This window comes from Clostridium sp. AM25-23AC (assembly GCF_003435125.1).
GTDB lineage: Bacteria > Bacillota > Clostridia > Lachnospirales > Lachnospiraceae > Pilosibacter > Pilosibacter fragilis.
On the sequence record NZ_QWGI01000032.1, the window covers coordinates 1 to 15,591 of the forward strand.

Annotated in this window: 14 protein-coding genes and 2 tRNA genes; 1 reads left to right on the forward strand and 15 read right to left on the reverse strand. The window is 51.0% G+C overall.

The features are described 5' to 3' along the window. Nucleotides 1-149: 149 nt before the first annotated feature. From DW677_RS15125 to DW677_RS15145, 5 genes are all read right to left on the reverse strand, one after another. Nucleotides 150-238 (reverse strand) — tRNA-Ser (locus tag DW677_RS15125). 89 nt (nt 239-327) lie between these two features. Further along, a tRNA-Ser gene (locus DW677_RS15130) sits at nt 328-413 on the reverse strand. Nucleotides 414-885: 472 nt separating this feature from the next. Continuing rightward, complete coding sequence (gene ispD, locus DW677_RS15135) at nt 886-1,608, reverse strand: 2-C-methyl-D-erythritol 4-phosphate cytidylyltransferase (protein ID WP_117553322.1); 723 nt, start codon at nt 1,606-1,608, stop codon at nt 886-888. Next, nucleotides 1,608-2,645, reverse strand: a complete 1,038-nt coding sequence (tsaD, locus tag DW677_RS15140) for a tRNA (adenosine(37)-N6)-threonylcarbamoyltransferase complex transferase subunit TsaD (protein ID WP_015553888.1) — start codon at nt 2,643-2,645, stop codon at nt 1,608-1,610. Before tsaD ends, ispD begins: the two co-directional genes overlap by 1 nt. Before the next feature lie 3 nt (nt 2,646-2,648). Continuing rightward, nucleotides 2,649-3,560 carry a ribonuclease Z gene (locus DW677_RS15145; RefSeq protein WP_015553889.1) on the reverse strand — a complete coding sequence of 304 codons (912 nt, stop codon included), beginning with the start codon at nt 3,558-3,560 and terminating at the stop codon, nt 2,649-2,651. 80 nt (nt 3,561-3,640) lie between these two features. Here DW677_RS15145 and DW677_RS15150 point away from each other — a divergent pair, with 80 nt between their 5' ends. Continuing rightward, nucleotides 3,641-3,853, forward strand: coding sequence for a hypothetical protein (locus tag DW677_RS15150; protein WP_117471104.1), 213 nt, complete (start codon nt 3,641-3,643; stop codon nt 3,851-3,853). Between the two features lie 133 nt (nt 3,854-3,986). Here the strand turns inward: DW677_RS15150 and DW677_RS15155 are convergent, their stop codons facing one another. The 10 genes from DW677_RS15155 to glf all read right to left on the reverse strand — a co-directional run bounded on the left by DW677_RS15155 (nt 3,987) and on the right by glf (nt 15,516). Further along, nucleotides 3,987-4,229, reverse strand: coding sequence for a hypothetical protein (locus DW677_RS15155; RefSeq protein ID WP_015553890.1), 243 nt, complete (start codon nt 4,227-4,229; stop codon nt 3,987-3,989). 75 nt (nt 4,230-4,304) lie between these two features. Next, nucleotides 4,305-4,853 (reverse strand): ribosomal protein S18-alanine N-acetyltransferase, encoded by a 549-nt coding sequence (gene rimI / locus DW677_RS15160; protein WP_242990672.1) that lies wholly within the window; start codon nt 4,851-4,853, stop codon nt 4,305-4,307. 166 nt (nt 4,854-5,019) lie between these two features. After that, on the reverse strand, nt 5,020-8,133 hold the full coding sequence (locus tag DW677_RS15165; RefSeq protein ID WP_117471105.1) for a glycosyltransferase: 3,114 nt from the start codon (nt 8,131-8,133) through the stop codon (nt 5,020-5,022). Continuing rightward, nucleotides 8,130-8,990, reverse strand: coding sequence for a hypothetical protein (locus DW677_RS15170; RefSeq protein ID WP_117567721.1), 861 nt, complete (start codon nt 8,988-8,990; stop codon nt 8,130-8,132). The genes DW677_RS15165 and DW677_RS15170 overlap by 4 nt, the downstream gene beginning before the upstream one ends. A 15-nt stretch (nt 8,991-9,005) precedes the next feature. Beyond that, the gene (locus DW677_RS15175; RefSeq protein ID WP_015553894.1) at nt 9,006-10,322 is read right to left on the reverse strand and encodes an ABC transporter ATP-binding protein; all 1,317 of its coding nucleotides are present in this window, start codon (nt 10,320-10,322) and stop codon (nt 9,006-9,008) included. A gap of 9 nt (nt 10,323-10,331) precedes the next feature. Next, entirely contained in the window at nt 10,332-11,150 is an 819-nt protein-coding gene (locus DW677_RS15180) for an ABC transporter permease (RefSeq protein WP_117471108.1), read from the reverse strand. Between the two features lie 210 nt (nt 11,151-11,360). Beyond that, nucleotides 11,361-11,936 (reverse strand): dTDP-4-dehydrorhamnose 3,5-epimerase, encoded by a 576-nt coding sequence (gene rfbC / locus DW677_RS15185; protein ID WP_015553895.1) that lies wholly within the window; start codon nt 11,934-11,936, stop codon nt 11,361-11,363. Nucleotides 11,937-12,184: 248 nt separating this feature from the next. Beyond that, entirely contained in the window at nt 12,185-13,111 is a 927-nt protein-coding gene (locus DW677_RS15190) for a glycosyltransferase (RefSeq protein ID WP_015553896.1), read from the reverse strand. Beyond that, complete coding sequence (locus tag DW677_RS15195; protein ID WP_181968090.1) at nt 13,101-14,414, reverse strand: lipopolysaccharide biosynthesis protein; 1,314 nt, start codon at nt 14,412-14,414, stop codon at nt 13,101-13,103. The genes DW677_RS15190 and DW677_RS15195 overlap by 11 nt, the downstream gene beginning before the upstream one ends. Continuing rightward, nucleotides 14,407-15,516 (reverse strand): UDP-galactopyranose mutase, encoded by a 1,110-nt coding sequence (glf, locus tag DW677_RS15200; protein ID WP_117553136.1) that lies wholly within the window; start codon nt 15,514-15,516, stop codon nt 14,407-14,409. Before glf ends, DW677_RS15195 begins: the two co-directional genes overlap by 8 nt. Nucleotides 15,517-15,591: the final 75 nt, after the last annotated feature.

Sequence of the window (15,591 nt, forward strand, 5' to 3'; positions counted from 1 at the left end):
CAGGGTTTTACATACTGTTCAGTTTTCAAGGAACTTTGTTTCGTTGCCGCTTTCGTTCTCAGCAGCAACTCGTTTATTCTATCACACCGTTTCCGGTTTGTCAAGAACTTTTTTAACTTTTTGAAGGAGTTTTCCTTCATAAGTTAAAGCGCAGAAGGAGGGATTTGAACCCTCGCGCCGCTACTAACGACCTACTCCCTTTCCAGGGGAGCCCCTTCAACCACTTGGGTACTTCTGCATTGGTTGACTCACATCTTGCTTTTTTTACAAGATCGTTATTCAGTTCTGCACCAGGAACTCATCTCTCTGGCTCCGCAGTACAGTTAGCGGAGAGAGTGGGATTCGAACCCACGCGCCCTTGCGGACAAACGGTTTTCAAGACCGCCTCGTTATGACCACTTCGATATCTCTCCAAAGCGCTCTCTCAAACGTGCTCATTAATAATACCCCACAATACCATTTTTGTCAAGCATTTTTCCAAGTTTTTTTCGTTTTTTTATTCTTTTCTAATTGTATACAAAATATGCTATTCCCATGCATTGCGATCATCAACATCTGGTATTCTCATGTCATATATCCAATAAACTCATTTCTCCTTTTGAAAAGAATTTTTTCAGAATTTTTCTAAAAGTCTAAAATTCGTAACTGTTCAGTAGGTCTGCGCACTTGCTGCGCTGACCGTAAGAAAACATAGGCTGGAGGGCAAAAATCCCATCAGCGAAGCTGATCTGGAATGGATTTTTGCGTGTAACTATGAAGGTACTGAATAGGTACTAAAATTCTTTTTATCTGTTCAGCCAGAAAGGCGTGATCTCCTTTTCCCGGAAGACCACGCCTCTCTCTGACTGCCACTGGCAGATCCATATCTTCTATTATAGAAAGAATCTATTGTACCCTATGAGCACAAAGAGCCTCCGCGATGATCATATCCTCCGGAGTTGTCACTTTGATGTTTGAATAACTTCCCTCGATAAACTTCACCTTTGTGTCCGTCATCAGTTCCACTACCATTGCATCATCCGTAATACGGCTGCGGTCTGTTCCGGGTGCAAATACCTTCTCATAGGCGCGGTAGATCAGACCGAAGCGGAATGCCTGAGGTGTCTGGATCTGCCATAAGGTACTGCGGTCCGGCGTGCTTGCAGAAAATCCCTCCGCATCCGCTGCCTTGATCGTATCCTTAACCGGCATCGATGCCACACAGGCAGAAAACTCCCGGACACCATCCACAGCTCTCGCGATGATCTCTCCGTTTACAAGCGGTCTTGCACCATCATGGATCAGAACGATACCGTCCTCTGCGAATCCTACGGTCTTTAAAGCGCAAAGTCCATTCCGGACAGAATCATACCGTTCTTTTCCTCCCGCAACGACCTGTCTCACTCTGGTAAATCCATACTGCTCCACGATATTCCTTTTACAGAATTCCACTTCGTCTGCTCCGGCCACCAGAATAATCTCATCCATCCCTGCCTTCTCAAAGGCCCGCAGGGCATGAACAACCACCGGTTCCCCCTTTAAGAGAAGATACTGCTTTGCCACCTTGCTGTGCATCCGCTTTCCATGTCCTGCTGCCAGCACGATGGCTGCTGTTTTCACCTGTTCCATTACCGCTCTCCCAGTTTTAGGTTCGGCACCGCATTGAGGTCCCAGCCTGCGCGGACTCCGTTGATATACTCATAGTATCCCGCAGCACCGATCATTGCTGCGTTGTCGGTACAGAAGATCGGTGACGGATAGTAGAATTCGATTCCGGCTTTCTCACATGCCGCCTTCATGCCTGCGCGCAGGGCAGAGTTTGACGCAACGCCGCCCGCAATGGCGAGCTTCTTGTATCCAAACTCCTTTGTTGCCGCAACGGCACGGCTCACGAGAACATCCACCACCGCGTTCTGGAAGGAAGCGCAGAGATCCGGCACACAGATCGTCTCTCCCTTCATCTCCGCCTGGTTGATATAGTTTAATACAGCGGATTTCATGCCGCTGAAGCTAAAGTCATACTGGGATCCGCCGACTTTTGCCCGCGGAAATTCCATGGCATGAGGATTTCCCTCTTTTGCCGCCTTGTCGACCTTCGGGCCGCCCGGGTAGCCAAGACCTACGGCGCGGGCAACTTTATCGAATGCCTCTCCCGCCGCGTCATCCATTGTGCGTCCGATGATCTCGAACTCACCGTAGTCCTTCACGATCACAAGATGCGTATGTCCGCCGGACACGATCTCGCAGACAAACGGCGGTTCCAGATCCGGGTGCTCGATAAAGTTTGCGGATACATGTCCCTCGATATGATGAACCGGCACCAGCGGCTTCTTTGCGGCGTAAGCGATAGCCTTTGCCGCCGCAACGCCCACGAGAAGCGCGCCCACAAGACCAGGTCCGTAGGTCACAGCGATGGCTGTGATCTCATCTAATGTCATGTGTGCTTCGTCTAAGGCAGCCTGAACCACCTGATTTACCTTCTCAATATGTTTCCTTGACGCGATCTCCGGCACAACCCCGCCGTAAAGTGTGTGGAGCGCGATCTGGGATGAGATCACGTTAGAAAGCACCTCACGGCCGTTTTTTACAACAGCGGCCGCTGTCTCATCACAGGAACTCTCGATTGCAAGTATATATACATCTTCTTCAACACTGTGTATCTTCATTTCTTAATCCTCATCAAATCCAAGTTCAGCAGACCAGCCGTCGCGGGCAGTCTTAATTTTCGGGAAGATTTCCCGGATCTCGTTTAAATATTCCTCCGGATGCATTAAGGACGGGCTGTAATGGGTCAGCCACATCTCCCGCGGATTCGCCTCTTTACCGAGCTTTGCCGCCTCCTGGAACATCATATGCTTATTCTCCCGCGCGTTGGCAATTTTTTCCTTCTCACCGTACATGCCCTCGCAGATAAAGAGGTCATTGTCCGCGGCATATTCGGCGATTGCCGGAACCGGGCGCGTGTCAGTCGTGTAGGTAACGGAAATTCCGCGGCGCTTTTCTCCCAGCACCATGTCCGGGGTCAGGATCTTACCCTCGTGCTCGATGGTCTCGCCTTTCTGCAGTCTGCTCCAGAATTTCTGCGGAATCTCCTGGGCTCTCGCCCGTTCCACATCAAATTTGCCGTTTCTCGGGATCGTAATGCGATATCCATAGCAGGTCACGCGGTGGTTTACGCGGAATGCGTCCACCACATAGGGACCCGCCTGAAATTTTTCTCTCGGCTCCGTGAGTTCTTTAAACACAAGCGGGAACGGAAGTTCCGGCGCAATGGTGCGCAGAGCACCAACGACACGTTCCAGACCTTTCGGTCCCACCAGAAGTACCGGCTCCGTGCGCTCCGCGTTTCCCATGGTCAGGAGAAACCCCGGAAGTCCGCTGATATGGTCGGCATGGTAGTGGGTGAAGCAGATCACGTCCACCGGCTTCGGGCTCCATCCCTTTTCTTTCAATGCGATCTGGGTTCCCTCGCCGCAGTCGATCAGCAGATTGCTACCATCGCAGCGCGCCATCATGGACGTTAGCCAGCGGTACGGCAGCGGCTGCATGCCGCCGGTTCCCAGTAAACAGATATCTAACATGTATTTTCCTCTGCATTCTATGATAATAAAAGTTTATATTTATCCAGTCTGCACGTATCATACCATAAAGCGGAGGTCATATGCAAGAGATGGAAGTTGATTCCTGGGCAGGAACCGCAAGAAGTATTACTGTTCACGCCGCGCAAACAGTAACTGATTTTGCCGATGCTTCGCATTCCGAATCGGCAAAATCCATTACCATCACTGTATTGTACGGAATTTTCAGTTCAGAAAATTCCTACCCGTGTACAGTGACCAAGAAGTACAGAACTGCCGACGTCAGCTTCTTCTGAATACCCGGCAATAGAAAACGAGTACAGACAACCGCCCGTACCCGCTTCTAACATTCAAATATGCTCTTGCAGCGCAATCTGGTCTGAACCTGTTTCAGCATAACGGCATTTCTGCCGCATACCGCCTGCGTTTTCAAAGCAGCTCGATCTCATCCTCCACGTCCACCGGAACCCGGAACTCCGCTGTCACTTCGTTGTAGCAATCCTCGCACAGGTCAAAATGGTGGATCTCCCCGTCTTTTTCCGAAAAGAAGTCCCATCTGTGATCTGATGTAAACACACCTTCCCGCACGATCCCATGTTTCACCGCCAGTTTTTTCCCACAGCGGTTGCAGATCACACAATCCAGCCTGCCATCTTTTCCGTATTTTCTCATCGTTTCTTTTCCTCCGCCTTCTTTATCTCCGGCTCTTCCGGAGTCCCCTACAGTATAGCGGATATTTTCATGATTTTAAGTGGGAATCGATGGAACGGAACGTCTCCACATGATGAGGGCATCCTCCACCGGATTCTGATAGTAATTTTTCCGCACAGCCTCCGCCTGAAAACCATAGGATTTATAAAGGTTTATGGCAGGTGTGTTTCCGGCGCGCACCTCCAGAGTCAGGTCCGGCGCTTCCTTTTCCTTTGCAGAGATTTCCAGACGGTCCATGAGTTTCTTTGACTCCCCACAGCCCCTGTGTTCCGGGAGCACTGCGATCCTCATGAGCTCGCCTTCGCCGGCGAGGAAGCGGAAATTCGCGTATCCGATCCTGGTGCCGTCTGTATCTGTCAGCACCCAGGCCTCGTCCCACTCACTCTCAAGCAGGTCAGAGAGGAGCTTTTCAGACCAGGCATCCGAAAAGCAGGTCTGTTCGATCTGCTTCACAGCGGAAATATCATCCACAGTCATCGCGCGAAGCACAGCTCCTGCCTGTTCCGCGGATTTTTCACCGCTGTTTTCGTTATTTATGTATTTATTGTGATTGTTGGAATTTTCATGAATAATGTCTTTTTCCACTATATTCTCCTTTTCAACCGCATTCCACAGGCTTGCACACCATGCACGACGGATCTGCCGGATTTTTGCCGGAATTTTCGTTCATGTGAACAGACTGCCGGGAAATAAATTCCCGGCAGAGTCTTATCACAATATTCGATTCCATATATGACTTTACAGCCAAGTCCTATCTCTTTTTCTCCGGCGTAAAGTCCTCCTCGATGACATTCCATGCAGCCTCAACGCTGAAGTACTCGCGGATGTATTTCTGGGTCTCCTCGCACATTCTGCGGCATTCTGCCGGATCCTGATACATCTTGACTACCTCGTCAGCGAATGCCTCCGGTCCGTCGGCAACCTTCATGACGCGATCCGCCTCCGGGATTCCCTCGGAACCGATGGATGTGGTGACGATGGCAGCTCCATTGTAGACTGCCTCGACGACCTTGCCCTTAACTCCGGCGCCGTAGCGCAGCGGAACCACAACGATGCGGGATGTGGAATAAAGAGACGCAAGCTCTTCCTCCGTGACAAAGCCTTTGACAATGATGCCGCTTCCCGGCTGTTCAAGCGCTTTGATCTCGTCTGTCACCTTAGAGCCAACCACATAGAAGTTTACGTCGATCCTCTGTCTGATCAGCGGGAAGATCTCCTTTGCGAACCAGAGAACCGCGTCCGCGTTCGGCGGATGCGCGAAGCCGCCGACAAACAGCAGTCCTTCCCTCTTTGCGAAGTCCTTGTCGATATTCTCCAGGAATTTCTCATAGACATAGGCTGTGATCGCCTTGATCTTGTACTCCGGATGGATCGCGTGGATCGCCTCCTCCTCCACGTAGGACGGATAGTAGGAGACCGCCGCCTTCTCCATCAGGGAGAATTCGATGGATTTCCAGTAATCGGACTCCCGTTTCTTCTTGATATCGCCGGTAAGCTCGTACTCCCGGTACTCTCTTAAGAAATGCAGATCATGTCCGTAGTAGATCACCTTGATATTGGTGTTCTTCTTAATAAAATCAACATACTTGATGGCGATATGCGGACGGTTCAGGTACGCAAAATCGATCTCATCTTTATTCTTTGTCAGCCAGTCCCAGATACCTGCCTGGTACTCCGGCCCATATAAGATCTCCACGCCCATCTGCTGAAGTGTTGTGGAGTACGGCTCCTCGTGAAGGAAGTTGTCTCCGAGGAATTTCACGGAATATCCCATCTTCACGAACATTTTGAGGTACTGGTAAGTAGTCTTGGAACCCGCGTCCTTATCGAATGTCGGAACATAATGGTCCACGACAAGGATCACCGGCTTCTTCTGGCTTCTCTCACGGGCACGGAACGGGTTCGGATTGCCTGTATTTACAGACTGCTTTTTGAACTCCTCCGCCCACTTTTCCTTTAGCTTCTTACTGTTCTCCACCTGGTAGCGCTTTAGACCAGTTCCATTTACGTCGGTACCGTTGGAGACGCCCTCGAAGTGGATGACTTTTGACAATGGCTGGTAGACTACGCGGTATCCGGCTTTTCTCACCTCGAAGGCAAGGTCGGAATCCTCGCAGTACGCCGGTGCAAACAGCTCGTCGAAACCACCGATCTGTTTCCAGAGGTCATTGGATAACAGGATCGCCGCACCGGAGATATAGTCCACATCCTTCACGTAGTTGTATTCCGGCTTCTCCGGATCGTCAAGACGTCCATAATTCCAGCCGGAGCCGTCGCTCCAGATGATTCCCCCCGCTTCCTGGAGACGTCCGTCAGGGTAGACCAGCTTGGAGCCAACCATACCGATCGTCGGATCAGACTCGATGAGGTTCACGAGTGATGAGAGCCAGCCCGGAGTTACCTGTGTGTCATTATTTAAGAACATCACATATTTTCCGCGGGCCGCCTTCGCTGCCTGGTTACAGTTTCTCAGGAAACCCTGGTTCGTCTTGTTTCTGCAGATCACGAGATTCTCCGCGTACAGGGACAGCTCCTTAGTCGCGTCCGTGGACACGTCATCGGCGATGATGATCTCATAGGTCACATCCTTCGTGTTCTCTAAGATTGAGAGCAGGCAGGCATAGGTATAGTGGATCTGGTTGTAGACCGGGATCACGATGGACACGGTCGGGTGCTCCACATAGTCAAAATGGAGTTTTCCATGCTCTAAGTAACCGGCGCCGATCTTAAAGTCGCCGCGGATCCTGTTTCTTCCGTCCTTTGTGAAATACAGCCTTCCGTATTTTCCCGGATGGAAGACGGTATTCTTGAAGTACCCCGCGATCTTTCTCTTTCTTGTGCCCTTCGGCATGACTTTATCCACAGCGCGGTGGCATTTCCGGAGAACTTTCCACATGATCGCCTCATGTTTCGACAGGTACTGCAGGTCTCCCGCCATTCTCGCGTTCTCGCTTCTCAGGCTGGCGATGATGGCATCCAGGTTCGTCACATGATTGTTTGTGAGACGCTGGACTTCCTGCTGCTTCATGATCGTGATGTCCTTCTCGGAGATCTCCTGCTTTAAGTTCTCGCACCAGTCTTTTACCTTGTAGAGCTCGCTCTCGCGGTCAAGAAGAAATTCCACGGTCTTTGTCGGCTGCTCGTACTGTTTCATGTAGCCGAAGGAGCCTGCATCATGGACATAGGACTGGAACGCCTTTTCCATGCCGTCAAAGATCTGGAGTTCTCCCCCTGTGATCCCGAAATGGGCATAGAGATCCTCTTCTTTTACGTTGAGGACTCTCTCGTAGCGTCTGTAAAAATATAAGAGGTCGCGGTATTTCAAAAATTTCTCCGGGATTGGGAAATCAAATACCCATTCATAGTCGATTCCGTAGATGCAGTTCTCGTTTTCCGGCACCATCAGGTTCTCGAAGAGCCCATCCACATTGGAGACCGCGGCTGCCTTATCGTCGATCATCGGAACTTTTCCGAATACCGTCTCGAACTCCGGTGTCGCCTCAAAGATTTTCGCGTCTGCATTTTCCGGGAACAGCACCTTCATCACGGTCTCAAGCTCCTGATACGGAACCTCGCCCATAACGATAGCCTCGCCCAGGGCATCCCCGACCGTCTTGCCGTTTAAGTACTGGAAGGAGACCGTCTTCTTATCCTTTTTCCATTCCGGCTTCAAGAAACGGATGGCAGGATTCAGATCACGGATCTTCTCATATTTTTCTCCGAAGGAGCGGATATGCGCCTCGCCAGCCTCTGTGAGAGCCGTTTTTTCAACGGTGAGAACTTCGTCCTCCCGCACGATCTCTGTCTTTAACTGGAACTGCGCCGCTCTGGTCCGGTTGTATTTTACAAATAAAATCTGTCTCATGCCTTCCCCTTTTCCCACATGCCAAGGAATGAGTTCGTGAATTTCGTGAAGTCCCCATTTCTGCATGCGTTCGCCATGGCTTTCTCCTCGTTTCCGAACCAGAGTCCCGGTCCGTCAAGACGGGCGGAGATGTTCGTCACATCGCCGGTCTGCGGGAGATAGCCGTCGGAGTAGATGGTCACCGGGTAACGGTAGTCCGGAACCGGATAGTAGAGCATTGCGGTTCCGCCAAATTTCTCTTTTAAGTCCTCAAACAGACCACGGAACTCCACCTCCAGGAAGGAGTGCTCAAATGGCTCCGCTCCCATGAAATAGCGGACACCAGACTCATTCTCCGCTGCCGCTAAAAGCCTTCCGCCAGGTCTCACAAGAGCAGCTGCTCTTGCCAGCAGATCTGCTGCCCCGTTTTTCTCTGTCCCGGAGAGCATGGACGGCAGGATCACATAGTCGAAGCCATCCTTATAGAGAGCATCCAGTTCTTCTGCCGCACGCTCTTTTCCCTTGTACTCTTTCCATCCAAGAGACTCTGTTCCCGCCTTTGGAAGTTCGCCGCGGACCAGGCAGAGATTTTCCTTCTCTCCGTGTCTTTTCCGGTTCACCTCCAAGTCCTCATCCAACGGATCCAGAACGACCACCTCACCGGCGCGCTCCGCAAAGAGCCCGGTACAGGAACCGTAGTCGGATCCGACCTGGAGAACCCGGTCCCTTTTTCCTATTTCCAGCCACTCGAAAAGGTTTTCCCTTAACGGCGAAAATGCGTAGAGACACCACGGGCTTGTTTCACCCCGCAGTGCCGCCTCCGCATCTCCTTTATACTTTTCGAGCAGGTCAAGAAGTTCATAACTGTAATCCTTCATCTTTTTCTCCCGCTTTTACGCCCTTGTGAGCGATGTCTCCACCTCAGACTCCATGTCGTAGACGCCGACCGTATTCTTGTTGGAGATCACCGTAATGTTTGCAATGTTGTACAGGCGGTGGTAGACCACATGTTCCTCGCCCTCGAAGCCGGTACAGCTCATAGAGAGCAGGTACTCGCCGCCCTGTAATGTCATCTTCTGGGTAAAGGAAACGTCGTAGACATCGCCATCCCCCACCGGTTTGATATCGCATCCCTCGTACATGGTGTTCGTTCCGGTGAGGTCTGTTCCCTTTTTATCGCGGATCGTGTAGGTAAAGATCGGACTCTTGATCGGCGCATGGAAGCGGATCCGCTCCTTGATCGTGAACATCTCTCCCTTTAACAGAAGGTTTGTGAGATTTCCTTTCGCGTCGAAGAGTCCCAGGTCGAAGATCTCAGCCCGGCCGTCACCGTACTCGGTGCGGTCTGTGTTGATGGTGATCTTATCCTTCATGAGGGATCCGTCGGAATGGGATTCCTCCGCCTTCGCCTTTTTCTCATCGCCTAACATCCCGCCGGAATAATCGCTCTCCAGTTCTTCATTTAAGGAATCCAGCTGGTTTGCCAGGATCTTCTTATAGAGATCCACCATGTGACCCGGCTCACCTTCCGCGATGAATTCGCCCTTGTTTAAGAGAACGACCTTATCGCAGTATTTGATGATACTGCCCATATCGTGGGTAACCATGAGGATCGTTGTTCCCCTCTGCTTGATCTCCTCCATCTTCCGGTAACATTTTGCCTGGAAGAATACGTCTCCGACGGACAAGGCCTCGTCGACGATCAGGATCTCCGGCTCCACATTAATGTTGAGCGCAAACGCCAGACGGACGAACATACCGCTGGAGTATGTCTTCACCGGCTGATAGACAAAATCGCCGATATCCGCAAAATCCAGGATATCCTGCAACTTCTCATCCATCTCCTTCCGGGAATAGCCCATCATCGTGCCGTTCATATAGATATTTTCGATTCCGGTGTAGTCCATGTTGAAGCCGGCACCAAGCTCCAGAAGTGCGGAGATCTTTCCCTCAACGTCCACCTGGCCTGTGGTCGGTGTGAGGACACCGGTGATGATCTTTAAGATCGTTGATTTACCGGAACCGTTCGTTCCGATAATGCCCACCGTCTGTCCTTTTTCCACGTTGAAGGACAGACCATTTAAGGCATAGAAGTCTTTGTGATAGCTTTTATGTGTCAGGCTTAAGGATTCTTTCAAGCGGTCGATCGGCTTGTCGTAGAGCCTGTACACCTTCGTCACGTCTTTTACTGTAATCGCATTGGCAGACATGGTTTCCTCCTACAATACATCTGAGAAATGCGGACGGAGCCGCTTGAATACTTTGAGTCCCACTAACATGGTGATCAGGGTCACTGCCCAGAAATACACGGTCAGTGTCGGACGCATGAAGAACCAGTCTCCCGTCAGCATGCTGTCACGGTATCCCGCCGCAATATAGTAAAACGGGTTCAGCTTCAGGATCATCGGAGCCATCGTCAGACCTTTGTCGAGGAATAACTGCTCGCTGTACATAATCGGGGTCAGCCACATGCCGAACTGCAGGCAGATGCTGACGATCTGTGCCATATCCTTGAAGAATACCTGGATCGCGCTGGTAAGATAGGTGAGCGCCAGGGCGTACATGGATGCGGCAAAGGAATAATAAATGATCTGGATCCAGGAAATCTGCGGTCTTTTGCCGCTGACCAGGAATACGATGAACATGATCGCAACAAAGAACACATGGACGAACAGGCAGGAGATCAGTTTGATCACAGGCAGGATCTCCACCTTAAATACTACTTTTTTTACCAGGTAGTTGTATTCCTGAAGGCATCCTGTTCCGCAGTTTAAGGCTTCGGAGAAGAAGAACCACGGGGCGATACCCGGAACCAGCCACTGGACATAGGAGGCGTTCGGCACCGGCGGCGCACTCTTGAATCCGATGGGACCGAAGATGAGCCAATAGATCAGGACGGTGACGATGGGCTGGATAAACATCCAGACAACGCCAAAATAGGAGCCGACAAAACGTTTTCTGAAATCTGCCTTGGAGAGTTCCCAGATCAGTTTTCTTTTTGCCACCAGCTCCTTCAGTAATGAAGTCAGATAATTCACGCTTTAACAACCTTTCTGGTCTCCGGGGGCGGGGCCGCTTTTCGCGCGGTCCCGACTGGAGACTAAGTGTGAGTTTTTCAATTATAACGTTTCAGCTTTTCGCCTTTTCATTTTGATATTGCTTCTAACCTCATATAAAAAATCGATTTAATCAGGTTATCTGCACATTCTTCTATGCATCACAAAAAGCTGCTGAGCTGTCTTTTATTACTATCTGTCGAATTTAAAAATTTCTTTAAATCCCGGCCATTTCTGGTCTTTCTCGGAGATGATGAGCTGCATGTCCGGTGTGATCGGCCACTTTACGCCGATCGTCTCATCATTCCATGCAAGTCCGCCCTCGTCACCCGGATGATAGAAATCGGTGCACTTGTAGGCAAACTCTGCCTCGTCGGAGAGAACGACAAAGCCGTGTGCGAAACCTTCCGGAATGTAGAACTGTTTCTTGTTCTCTGCGGAGAGCTCAACACCGAACCACTTTCCGTATGTCTTGGAGTGTGTTCTTAAGTCAACGGCTACATCGAAAACTGTTCCACGTACCGCACGGACGAGCTTGCCCTGCGGGAACTGCTTCTGGAAATGAAGGCCGCGGAGTACGCCCTTTACGGACATAGACTGGTTATCCTGTACGAATACCATGTTGAGTCCAGCCTCTTTGAAGTCGTTCTGGTTGTATGTCTCCATGAAGTATCCGCGCTCGTCGTTGAATACGGTCGGCTCGATCACATGAAGGCCTTCGATTACCATTCCATCTGTTTCACAGGAAGAAACTTTGATCTTTCCCATAGTTTTTTACCTCACATTTTTATAAATTTACGGCTGCAATATTTCTCTTTCGGCATATACCCATCTCATTTCTGAAGCAGAAATATATGCTTTTCCTGCACACCGCTGTATTTTCGCCATTTTTCGGCATTTCCGCACTACATCATACCACCCCACAGGCGGAATGACAACTTTTTTCTGCGTTGTGCCACTGCGCCGCCATTTGTATATAGAAGCAGGCAGCAGGTCAGTTTACATAATTTTTAGCTCTATTTCCAGTAATTGCGGTTCATAGACAGCTTTACTGCCAATTTTCTTGGCAGCTTCTTATACCTTTTCCCGGCAAGATACCCCAGATACTTGAATCCGCTGTCCACCACAAGCTTCGGGACGAGGTACGCGTGCCCCGTCTTTACGAGCCAGCGGGCTGTGTCCTTCACCATGCGGATGCCCTCGCCCTCGGACCGGATCCCGGAGAATACGTCGGGATTGTCCGCCTGGGAGATCGCCAGGTCAAAGTTTCTGTGGAACTGCTGGGACGCCGTATAGTTATGGGAGTGGATCACTCTCGCGTCCGCCGCGTAGTAAACCGCGTATCCATTCTTCATGGCCTTCGCCGCGAAGATCATGTCCTCGTTGAAGATCGTCTTCCGGATAAAACCACCGAGTTTCCTATAGATCTCCCGCTTATATGCCGCGCAGACATTGGAACAGAAGTAGGTCTTGATCCCCAGGGTGTCGAGGTCTGAAAGTCTCTTGACCCGGCTTTTGTCCGGATAGTTAAAATCTCTCGTGTGGCACTCGATGATATTGCAGTCCGTTGCCGGAAGCTGTCTCGCATATGCCACAGCGATATCGTCCCCGGAGAAAAGTGCGTCCGTCAGGGCTTTTATCAAATTTGTATCCGCTGGAAGCGCATCATGGGTCATGCAGACACAGACATCCGCATCGGAGTGCCCGATCCCTGCGTCTCTTGTAGCGCCATGGTCAAACTCTTCCTTCGTCACATGGTACACGGAGAGATTTTCCGGGAGTCTTCCCGGTTCCAGGGTCTCCGTCCACTTATCCCACAGGTACTTTTCTGTATTCATGATGATCAGCCGGTCCACCGGTACGGTCTGGCGTCCCAGCCGGTCAAATAATTCCAACAATCTGTTTCCCGGACCATAGACCGGGATGATCACATCAACCTTCATCGTGTTTTTGAGCTCTCTCTTTCTGTTTCATAAATCCTGCAGAGAAAATTCCAAAGAATACCATCAGTGCCGCCATCAAAAGCATGTATACGAAGGCGCCTCCCTGGATTCCTCCCATCCGGACGAACCAGCCGGAAGAAAGCACCGCGAGTACGCTGACGAAGGCGTAGCCCAGGATGATGAACCTCTGTTTCTGCATGATAATAAGGGAATAGTAAAACAGGTTCATGAATGCATTGAGGGCGCCGCCGATGATGATCAGTACCAACGCCATGCGGCAGGTGGAAAGTCCTTCTCTTAAGTTTGGGTACAGCAGGCTGATCACCGGAATTCCCAATAACCACGCACCGCCCACCGCGAGAACGGTCAGGGCCGCAATGATCAGGGCAAGGTTCATGATGATCTTCCGGAATGCTTTTAAGTGGCCTGTCTCCCAGTCCACCGCGAGCTTTGTGAGGTACGGGCGGATCACGAAGCCGGCAACCAGATTGATCACGCTGGTCGGCATAAAGATCGCGCCGTAGACTGCGAGATCACGGTCTGCCATATGGGCCTCGATGGCGTATTTTGATGCAGAAAAGATATAGAAGTCCAGAACCACCGAGAAAAATAACAGAACATTGTCCCGGAAGAGCTGGAATTTCTTTCCTTGCACCGACTTCCATGTCACATTCGGGAGTTCCCGGATCACGAGGAAGTCAAACAGGAAAAATCCCACGGTCTGCGCGCCCACTGCCCAGATACTGGCGGTCAGAAGCTCTCCCGTCACCGCGAGACTTCCGAGAAAACAGGTCACGGAGAGGATCGTCCGGAACGCATTGGATTTTCCCGTCAGGTACAGTCTTCCCCCCCGCTGGAATTCCGCCTCGTATGTATCCGCCAGGGCATCGATGACCTTGTAGACCACCATCAGGAAGACAATGACCGCTTTCTCAAAGGTATAGCCGCTGACCATCACATAGCCAAAGCCCACAAGGATCGCGAGACCGCAGGTGATGAGACGCAGCCCGAGATAGTCACCGAAGGTGTACTTCTCCCCGGTATCCGTGATCTGGAACGGGCGGATCCCAAAGTATGCCGCCATGAACATGTGCTGTCCGAAGGTGGTAAAGGCGAAGGTGAACACTCCGCCCGCGTCCTCGCCCGCAAGCTGGACCACCGCGATAGAGAGCACCATGGACGCAAAGGCGTAGAGGAAGCTTCCGATCATATTCCAGATAATGTTCTTCTGCTCCGACACCGCGGATCCGTCGCCGATGATGAGTCTGGCAAACCCGTGAGGCGTTTTCGGTCGGTTATTCATTTCCAAATTCCTTCTTTACGCAGGACAGGGCGGACTCGATAACCTTATCCATATCGTAATAGCGGTATTCCGCGAGTCTTCCGCCGAAGATCACATTCTTCTCTTTTTCAGCGAGTTCCGCGTATTTCTTATATAATTCCTGGTTTCTCTCATCGTTTACCGGATAGTATGGCTCCATGCCCTCGGTCCACTCCGCCGGGTACTCTCTCGTGATGACTGTCTTCTCCTGGGTTCCGAACTCGAAGTGTTTGTGCTCAATGATCCTCGTGTACGGAGTCTCGCGGTCGGTGTAGTTGATGACCGCATTGCCCTGATAGTTGTCGCAGTCTAAGACCTCCGTCTCAAACCGCAGACTGCGGTACTGGAGTTTTCCGAAGCAGTAGTCGAAATAGCTGTCGATGGTTCCTGTATATACGACCTTGTCCGCAAGGGCGTCATATTTCTCCTTGTCAGCCAGGTAGTCGGCTCCGAGGCGGATCTCACAGCCCTCGAAGAGCTTTTCCGTGATCTTATTGTAGCCGCCGATCGGGATTCCCTGGTAAAGGTCATTGAAATAGTTGTTGTCGTAGGTGTAGCGTACCGGGAGACGTTTGATGATGAAGGCTGGGAGCTCCTTGCAGTCTCTGCCCCACTGTTTCTCAGTGTAGCCCTTGACAAGCTTCTGGTAGATATGGGTTCCCACAAGGCTGATGGCCTGCTCTTCCAGGTTCTTCGGCTCGCCCTTGATGACCTTTCTCTGCTCATTGATGATCTTTTTTGCCTCCTCCGGAGTGGAGATTCCCCACATGCGGCTGAAGGTGTTCATGTTGAACGGCATGTTGTACATCTCGCCCTTGTAGTTCGCAACCGGGCTGTTTGTATAACGGTTGAACTCCACGAGACTGTTCACAAAGTTCCATACTTCCCTGTTGCTGGTATGGAAGATATGGGCACCATAGCGGTGTACATTGATGCCCTCGATATTTTCACAGTAAATGTTTCCGCCTGCGTGTTCTCTCTTCTCAAGAACCAGGCAGGTCTTTCCGGCTTTTTTTGCGTAGTACGCGAAAACTCCGGCGAAAAGTCCGCTGCCCACTAACAGGTAATCATATTGTTTCTTCATATAGACTGTTCTCCTCATTGTCCCGGCTTTTCTGCGCCGATGTATTTTGCAGCATGGGTGAGCTGGATTTTATGT

Bases quoted from the DNA above. Each gene is read 5' to 3' on its own strand.
- rfbC (WP_015553895.1), bottom strand. From the start codon at position 11,936: ATGGGAAAGATCAAAGTTTCTTCCTGTGAAACAGATGGAATGGTAATC.
- ispD (WP_117553322.1), bottom strand. From the start codon at position 1,608: ATGGAACAGGTGAAAACAGCAGCCATCGTGCTGGCAGCAGGACATGGA.
- DW677_RS15175 (WP_015553894.1), bottom strand. From the start codon at position 10,322: ATGTCTGCCAATGCGATTACAGTAAAAGACGTGACGAAGGTGTACAGG.
- DW677_RS15170 (WP_117567721.1), bottom strand. From the start codon at position 8,990: ATGAAGGATTACAGTTATGAACTTCTTGACCTGCTCGAAAAGTATAAA.
- DW677_RS15190 (WP_015553896.1), bottom strand. From the start codon at position 13,111: ATGAAGGTTGATGTGATCATCCCGGTCTATGGTCCGGGAAACAGATTG.
- DW677_RS15165 (WP_117471105.1), bottom strand. From the start codon at position 8,133: ATGAGACAGATTTTATTTGTAAAATACAACCGGACCAGAGCGGCGCAG.
- DW677_RS15155 (WP_015553890.1), bottom strand. From the start codon at position 4,229: ATGAGAAAATACGGAAAAGATGGCAGGCTGGATTGTGTGATCTGCAAC.
- glf (WP_117553136.1), bottom strand. From the start codon at position 15,516: ATGAAGAAACAATATGATTACCTGTTAGTGGGCAGCGGACTTTTCGCC.
- tsaD (WP_015553888.1), bottom strand. From the start codon at position 2,645: ATGAAGATACACAGTGTTGAAGAAGATGTATATATACTTGCAATCGAG.
- DW677_RS15150 (WP_117471104.1), top strand. From the start codon at position 3,641: ATGCAAGAGATGGAAGTTGATTCCTGGGCAGGAACCGCAAGAAGTATT.
- DW677_RS15145 (WP_015553889.1), bottom strand. From the start codon at position 3,560: ATGTTAGATATCTGTTTACTGGGAACCGGCGGCATGCAGCCGCTGCCG.
- DW677_RS15195 (WP_181968090.1), bottom strand. From the start codon at position 14,414: ATGAATAACCGACCGAAAACGCCTCACGGGTTTGCCAGACTCATCATC.